General features: G+C 43.9%; 3 protein-coding genes. 2 read left to right on the plus strand and 1 reads right to left on the minus strand.

Going from position 1 to position 8,044, the window contains the following annotated elements; genetic code table 11:
- Positions 1-1,234 precede the first annotated feature (1,234 nt).
- Positions 1,235-3,997, plus strand: coding sequence for a chloride channel protein (locus V7K67_RS23090; protein WP_334729534.1), 2,763 nt, complete (start codon positions 1,235-1,237; stop codon positions 3,995-3,997).
- An 11-nt stretch (positions 3,998-4,008) separates the two neighbouring features.
- Here V7K67_RS23090 and V7K67_RS23095 read toward each other — a convergent pair whose 3' ends face one another.
- Entirely contained in the window at positions 4,009-6,066 is a 2,058-nt protein-coding gene (locus V7K67_RS23095; RefSeq protein WP_334729535.1) for a serine/threonine-protein kinase, read from the minus strand.
- Positions 6,067-6,419: 353 nt separating this feature from the next.
- On the opposite strand from V7K67_RS23095, the gene V7K67_RS23100 reads away from it, so the two are divergent.
- On the plus strand, positions 6,420-7,655 hold the full coding sequence (locus V7K67_RS23100) for a peptidase (RefSeq protein ID WP_335168572.1): 1,236 nt from the start codon (positions 6,420-6,422) through the stop codon (positions 7,653-7,655).
- The last annotated feature ends 389 nt before the right edge of the window (positions 7,656-8,044 follow it).

Genomic DNA, 8,044 nt, shown 5'->3' on the forward strand with positions numbered 1-8,044 from the left:
GGCTGATGAGGCTGATTTTCTTCATGCCCTCTAATCTACCATCTCTCTGTACTTATTTTTCCTGGTAGCCTAATTTCCACCGTGAACGGTTACGCAGGAGCAGAGGCAACGAAATAGAAGAATAACTGATTAGCTATTAGCTATTAATTTTGGATTTTAGATTTAGCAGCGTCGCAAAACTCCCCAATTCTGAAAAGGTTGGGGATTTTGTTGTTCATAAATAATTAGAATACTCTACTCATTTTTCTTTACAGGTAAACAAGCGCAGCGTCACACTCTTAAAAGATAGAGTTTTAAGGTAACAATGTTGGAATTTCTTTTCGCTCACGTTCGCGTAGCGTCTCGTAGAGAGGGCAATACGGTTCGGTTAAGGTTTTTTGATGAAAATTTTAGATCACTAAAGATGCGATAAATCGCCGTCTCTACAATAATCAGTCTTTCGTCTTGACCAAGCCCCTTGGGGGCGGGAACAGGGAAGAGGGAACAGGGAACAGTGCAAGAATTAGCCCCGAAGATTTAGGGTACAAGCCCCTAAATTTATTTATGAAAGAAATAAAAACATTTTTTAAGGGGACGCGTAGCGCAAGAAAAAATACGTCCTTGTACAAATCCCCTAATTTTAATTATGGGGATTTCCCTGTTCCCTGTTGCCCGTTCCCTGTTCCCTTTTAAGGCGATTCATCGCGTCTCTTGCCTTAACCGAACAGTATTGGTAGAGAGGGGATTAGCATAGCGGGATATTCGCAGTAGCGTCTCGTAGAGAAGTACGGTTTTAACCTATACTTAGAGACCTGTGGACTCGCTGGCAGAGGCTCTCGTAGAGAAGAGACTGCGCTATCCACCACTCGTACAGAACACCTAACTGAATTCTGACTTCTTCTTGAAAAAATTGATTTCTGCAAGCCGCACACTCGTGACTAAGAGTTATGAGTTAGGCGCTCCATATTCTGTTAAAACCAGGATATAGCGAAAACCAAGCTAATCTGAACCACGACAACTAAAGATATGGGGTTCTACTAGGAAATAGATACTTTTGTATCGATCCTCTAGTAGGTAAAATCTTTAAGGTACAGAGGTTAAACATACTTAAGTTTTAGGTACTTGTTTGAAAGTCGCCGTCGGTGCTAGGGAGACTTCAAAAACGCCTGTGGAGAACTTGTAAGACCTGGAGCAATTCAGGCAGAGATCGTTGAAGCAGGAATCACGCTACTTCAAGTCGTGTGAGGTTCAAATCATGTGGTATTTACCTATCTTCCAGCGCTTTCGGCAACTGCTGCAACCACGGCGCCGTTTAGCAATTTTTGAAGCTTGTCTGATTGGTTTGGTTTCTGCTCTTGCAGCAGTCTTACTAAAATCGGGGGTGGGATTGCTAGGTGCTTGGCGAGTGCAGACATCGCTACTGCTACCAGCTTGGTTAGTGCTACCAAGTATTGGACTCGCTTGTGGATTCCTCGCAGGATGGCTGGTTGAGCGCGTAGCACCAGAAACTTCTGGGAGCGGTATTCCTCAGGTAAAAGCAGTGCTGGCCCGTATACCAATGGCTTTAGATTTGCGGGTTGCCTTGGTCAAGTTAGTCGGTGGTATTCTGGCACTGGGTTCTGGGCTAGCTTTAGGGCGGGAGGGGCCAACAATTCAGGTCAGCGCCGCTTTAGCAGCTCAACTCAGTCGGTGGTTTCCGACTTCACCAGACCACCGCCGCCAGTTGATTGCTGCTGGTGCAGGAGCCGGGTTAGCGGCTGCCTTCAATGCACCGATCGCAGGTGTATTATTTGTAGTAGAAGAACTGTTACAGGATTTTTCTGAATTTACCTTGGGTACTGCGATTCTGGCTTCTTTTATTGGTGCCGTCGTCTCACGCGTATTGGGTGGTCGCAGCCTGGATCTTAATCTAGCATTAACTGCTTCCAAGACAGATTTTTTTGTTCAAGATATTCCCTTCTATTTGGTGTTGGGGATTGTGGCTGGGTTGATGGGAGCGCTGTTCAATCGCGGGATTATTGCCAGCTTAAATGTTTACCGCCGTTCTCTACGCTTCGGATTACCTGCTCGTGTGGCTTTAGCGGGGTTAGTGTCTGGGGTGATTGTGGCATTACTACCGCTAGCGTTTCGAGATAACACAGGACTGCGGGAAATTTTAATTACAGGTGAGGCTAGCTGGTCAATAGCTGCGATCGCCTTTATCTCCCAGTTTATCCTAACTCTCGTAGCTTATGGCTCTGGTGTCCCAGGAGGATTATTTGCTCCCGCTTTGACCCTTGGGGCTGCCCTTGGCTACTTGGTGGGTATGGGAGAACACGCTCTGCTGCTTCCTTTCGGGATAGCGACTGGATTACCAATTACCTATGCCTTGGCAGGAATGGGCGCTTTTTTTACTGCGGTGGCCAGAGTGCCAATGACGGGAATAGTCATTGTGTTTGAAATGACTACAGATTTCAACTTAGTGTTGCCCTTAATGATTGGCTCTGTAACGTCGTATCTAGTTGCTGAAAAGTTAGCACCAGGTTCGCTATACGACAAACTTTTGGAGTGGAATGGCATCATTATCCAAAAAGCAGCACCAGCGGGGGGGATAATGACAAATTTGACAGCCAAAGATGTCATGCAGCAGCAGGTAGAAACTCTGGATACAGAGATGCCTTTAGATGAAGTAATCCAAGCATTCGCCCGTTCTCATCATCGTGGCTTTCCAGTGGTAGAGGAGAGCAAGCTTGTAGGGATTGTGACGCAATCAGATTTACTCAATATTCGCGATCGCAACTTAGCCAGCGATACTCCCTTAGGGGAAATTATGACCACCACCCCGATGACAGTAACACCGATCCACACTCTAAGCAATGTACTGTATTTACTCGATCGCTATCAAATCAGTCGCTTACCAGTGGTAAATGGACGAAAACTGATTGGTATTATTACCCGTGGAGATATTATTCGGGCGGAAGCAGACCATCTTAATGGTGCAAATGCGACCCCCAAACTGCGACCAGATCCTTCATACATAGTTTACCAAACGCGAGCGCCCAGCACCGGTAGAGGTAGATTATTAGTGCCCGTAGCTAATCCCGAAACTGCGGGTATTTTATTACTTATGGCAGCAGCTATTGCCCGCGATCGCCATTATGAAATAGATTGCGTGCAAGTGATGCTAATACCCCGCCATAATTCTCCGTCGGAAACACAGGTAAGAACGGCAAAAAGTCGCCGCTTGCTACGACTTGCGGAAGTCTTAGCAAAAAAATGGCAAATTCCCCTACATACGCAGATTCGAGTTACCCACGATGTTGCCCAAGCAATTTTAGAGACAATCAACGAACAACACATCGACCTGATTTTAATGGGATGGAAAGGTAGCACATCTACCCCAGGGAGGATTTTTGGTAACGTTGTAGATACCATAATTCGCCAAGCCACCTGCGAAGTTGTGTTAGTAAAATTAGGCGAAACCCCCCAATCCCCAATCCCCAATCCCCAATCCCCAATCCCCAATCCCCGCTCCCCAATCCCCGCTCCCCAATCCCCAGTCCCCAATCCCCAGTCCCCAATCCCCAATCCCCAATCCCCAATCCCCAGTCCCCAATCCCCAATCCCCGCTCCCCTCTTCAACAGCTGGCTAGTTCCAATGGCTGGAGGCCCCAATTCCCAACTGGCGATTAAATTGTTACCGGCTTTAATTACATTGGGAAATGCACCACAAATTCGCCTGACACAGGTGTTTAAACCATCTGAAGTTAAGCCAGATATGTCAGTTTTAGAACAAGCCATTCGCCATTTGATGCGTCGGCGCAAATTGTCCAGCAGTGTAGTTGCTCTCCCAGTCCAAGCTAATTCAGTTGCAGAAGGTGTGATTAACCTAGTGAAAACCGAAGGTTACGATGTTGTAGTTTTGGGAGCTTCGCGCGAGGGATTGTTGCAGCAGGCGATTCAAGGTAATATTCCAGAAGCGATCGCCTCTGGTGTAGAAAGTACAGTGATTTTGGTTAGGGGTGCAATTAATACTTAACTGCTATTAATTCACTTCATCTCCCAAATCTTGAGAATGTTCTCGCCACTCCCACCACCGGCAATAGTTTGTCCATCTGGGCTGATGGCAACAGCATAAATATATCCAGAACCCGTCTCTAAAGTGCGGATTTCTTTTCCTGTAACTGAATTCCAAAGTTTGATTGTCTTGTCGCTACTGCCACTGACAAGGGTGACACCATTTGGACTTGCACTTGGCAAAAAGGCGACAGAATTAACCTTATCATTATGTCCCTTTAAGGTGTGGATTAACTTTCCTGTTTTCAGATTCCACAATTTAATTGTCTTGTCTTTACTGCCACTGGCAAGGGTGATGCCATCAGGAGCAAAAGCGACTGAAAGAATCGACTCTGCATTTCCCCCTAAAGTGCGGATTAACTTTCCTGTTTTCAGATTCCACAATTTAATTGTCTTATCCCAGCTACCGCTGGCAAGGATTTTACCATCAGGACTGAAGGCGACAGATTGAACCCCATTGGTATGTCCCTCCAAAGTGCGGATTAACTTTCCTGTCTCCAGATTCCACAGTTTGATTTTCATATCCTTACTAGCGCTGCCACTAGCAAGAGTTTTGCCATCAGGGCTGAAAGCTACCGAAGTAACTCCGTCGCTATGTCCCTGTAAGGTGTGGATTAACTTTCCTGTCTGCAAATTCCACAGCTTGATTGTTTTGTCCGCACTACCACTGGCAAGAGTCTTGCTATCAGGACTAAAGGCGACAGTCCAAATCCAATTGGCATGTCCTTCTAGAGTGCGGATTGCTTCTCCACTTGCTATATTCCATAGCTTGATTGTCTTATCATCACTAGCACTGCCAAGGGTTGTGCCATCAGGACTGAAAGCTACGGAATTCACATCGCTGGAATGCCCCTTGAGAGATTTGGGTAGAAGAGAAGTTTCCGAGACGCTTTTTTGAGACGGAATCGGCGGAGAAATCGGCGAAGAAAATTCGCTCATTGTATGGGGGCGAGTCTGAAAATACCAAATTCCCCCTAATCCCAACACCAAAATGCTAGAACCTAACAGCAGTTGACTTTTCAGATTGTTATTTGATTTTGATGAAACTGGCTCCTTGTAGACTGGGGTAGCTGTAAATGTTGGTGTAATTATAGTTGGGGGCACTGATGACGATAGTGGTAGCTGAGTTGTCAAGTCAGTGATGACTTCATCAGCCGATTGGTAACGCTTTTGGATGTCTTGTTGCAACAGCTTATCCAAAACTTCACCCAACTCTATAGACACAGAAATCCCATCCCTACCTGGATTGGTCAAATATTGTCGCCAAGATGAAACCCAACCATAACCTTGCTGTATCCACAATTTAGATGGGCGAACCCCGGTGAATAAATGAAAACAAGTCGCACCCAAACTAAATAAATCACTGGCTGGGTAAGCTTTTCCGTCTTGCATCTGTTCAAGTGCAGTGTAACCGTGTGAGCCAATAACGGTGCCCATTTTAGTCTGCACTGTTGCTGTCAGCTGCTTAGAGGCTCCAAAATCAATTAGCACTAATCGTCCATCACTTCGACGGCGAATAATATTCTGTGGTTTGATATCCCGGTGAATCACTCCCCGCACATGGATAAACTTCAGCACAGGTAATAAATCTAGCAAAAATTCGCGAATCTCTATTTCGCTATAGCTTCCCCGCGTCTCCCATTCCTTAAGCAAATTTTGCCCATCGATAAACTGCTGTACCAAAAACAGATAATGATTTTGCTCAAAATAAGCCAATAAAGTTGGAATTTGCGGATGTTCTGCGAGTTCTTGTAGTCGGCTTGCTTCTTGTTTAAATAACTCAGTAGCCTTTGTTAGTGGCCCAGTTCCCTGAAGTTTTGGTGCGAATTGCTTCACAACACAGCATTCATTAAGCTTGTGTACATCTTCTGCCAGATAGGTTCTACCAAATCCGCCCTCATCTGACAACACCTGAATGGGACGATAGCGACCTCCCAGTAAGGGTATCAATTCCGCTTTACAACTGTGGCAATAGTTGTTTTTATCAGAATTTCGTGGGTTTTGGCAATCGGGATTCACACAACAGAGCATACTGGGAATCCATTTCAATTGGGGTATATATTCATCTTAAGTCATGCAGTATAATCTCTCTTGTTAGTAAATATCACTGAGATACCATACAAATCCTCAATTTCCTTACCTCATCAGGTATTGAACAATTTATCTAAATTGGAAGAATTTTTGCTTGGAGGTATGTAGGATATATGAATTTAGTTAGATTACAGTCAATTCCTTTGACAAGCCTCTAAGTGTATACGCTAAATTTACCTTTACGTTTAAATAAGAACTCAGATTTACTTGCTCTGTGAAAAGCAGCAAATGATAAATCAAATTTATCCTAATTCCTGGAAGACAAAATCATCAGCAAAACTAGGAGTGTAATTATGCTAATAGAAAACAAAAACTATCACCACAAATTAAGTCAGATTTTAATTTGTTGTGTAAGTAGTAGTTTGTTAATTACAAGTAATGTGCTGCCTATAAATGCTCTGGGAAAACCTCAAAATCTTCAAGGCTTTATAATTGCCAAATCACCTGATGAGAGACAACCAGAAGCAGTCAAAAAAGGAATTGATCAAATTCCTGCTGCTCAAGCCTCAGTATCTCCAAGACGGAAGATATCTATTGATTCACCAATACAGCCCACTCCTCGTGCATCATCTAACACAGAAGATTCTCAGCCAACTTCCAGCGTTTCAAATGATAGCTCTACTTCTAGATCGTCTGGACGTAGGACTTCTAACTCAAATTCTAATCGTTCCAATGGTGGTACATCTAGCTCGTCTGGAGGTAGAACTGCTAACTCAAACGCCAATCGTTCTAATGCTGGCTCAGGGAGGGTTCGCAAGCCAAGTTCTAATGTAGCTACAAGTGGTAATCAAAATCTCCATAATTCAGCGTCTTCTTCATCTGCGACACCTACTTATAAAGAGATTAACTTTGTAGATGTTGCATTGGGCATTCTGAGTAAGGGTGACTTTAAATCTGAAGGTAGATATTTTCATTTCTACCAGTTTGAAGGGAGAGAAAATCAATTAATCCAAATTAGACTTGTTGGCAGTAATGATACACGCAGATCAAATAACTTGAGTTTAAAACCCTTGTTGTTTCTGCACGATCCTGATAATAATATCATCGTCAAAAAAGGCGCTTTGGATAAAAGCAGTGGTGGCGATGATGCATTTATTTTTGCACGGCTGCCTAAGAATGGCATTTACAAGATTGCAGTTACTAGCCAAGATCCCGGAGAGATAGGTCGCTATAGTTTGGCTTTGAGGAATGACAGAGCTAGCTATACTTTAGATGAATCAGGTCAATTAACTGCCAAAAGCTCAACCCTGAAACAAAATGGCGGCGCTTACAATGTTTCTAATTTTCAAGGCAAAAAAAATCAGCTTGTAAGTATTCGTGTAGATAGTGTTGATGAAGAGTTTTCGCCTTATGTAGCTTTGCTAAATTCTCAAGGACAGGCGATCGCTATCGATAAAGACAAAGATAAAGATGGTGTGTACAGTGCTTTAATTGACCGAGCTAGGCTGCCTGAAGATGACACTTATTATATAGTTGTTACTTCCAAGAATCCGCAGGAACGCGGTAGATACAGATTAACTATATTTTAAGCTCGACTTTATCCATTGTTCTCGCAACGCGATCGCTATAGCTGAAACCAATGTGGGACTATAGTTTTAAATCTTTACCCGTCACAGGGATGGAAAAACTTGAGACAGCCAATGCGTAGACGCGTAGGCGCAGCCTCTCGTAGAGAAGCGGCTTGTCGTCAGACATCGCATTGGGCAATGTTTGCTTAAGTCAAGTTAGGCGATGTCTACGACAAGCTATGCCTACGCGCTTGATAACGGTTATTAGTGTAGGCAATTCATAACCAATTACTTATACCCCACATTCCGCACTTAAATAAGTAGCATGGATAAACTACATAAACAGAAAATGCGCTGATGATAATTTGAACAATCAAGTAACCAGAAAATAAATAAATTATCCACATGCA

Origin of the sequence: Nostoc sp., assembly GCF_036917155.1 — a bacterium.
GTDB lineage: Bacteria > Cyanobacteriota > Cyanobacteriia > Cyanobacteriales > Nostocaceae > Nostoc.

Bases quoted from the DNA above. Each gene is read 5' to 3' on its own strand.
- V7K67_RS23090 (WP_334729534.1), top strand. From the start codon at position 1,235: ATGTGGTATTTACCTATCTTCCAGCGCTTTCGGCAACTGCTGCAACCA.
- V7K67_RS23095 (WP_334729535.1), bottom strand. From the start codon at position 6,066: ATGCTCTGTTGTGTGAATCCCGATTGCCAAAACCCACGAAATTCTGAT.
- V7K67_RS23100 (WP_335168572.1), top strand. From the start codon at position 6,420: ATGCTAATAGAAAACAAAAACTATCACCACAAATTAAGTCAGATTTTA.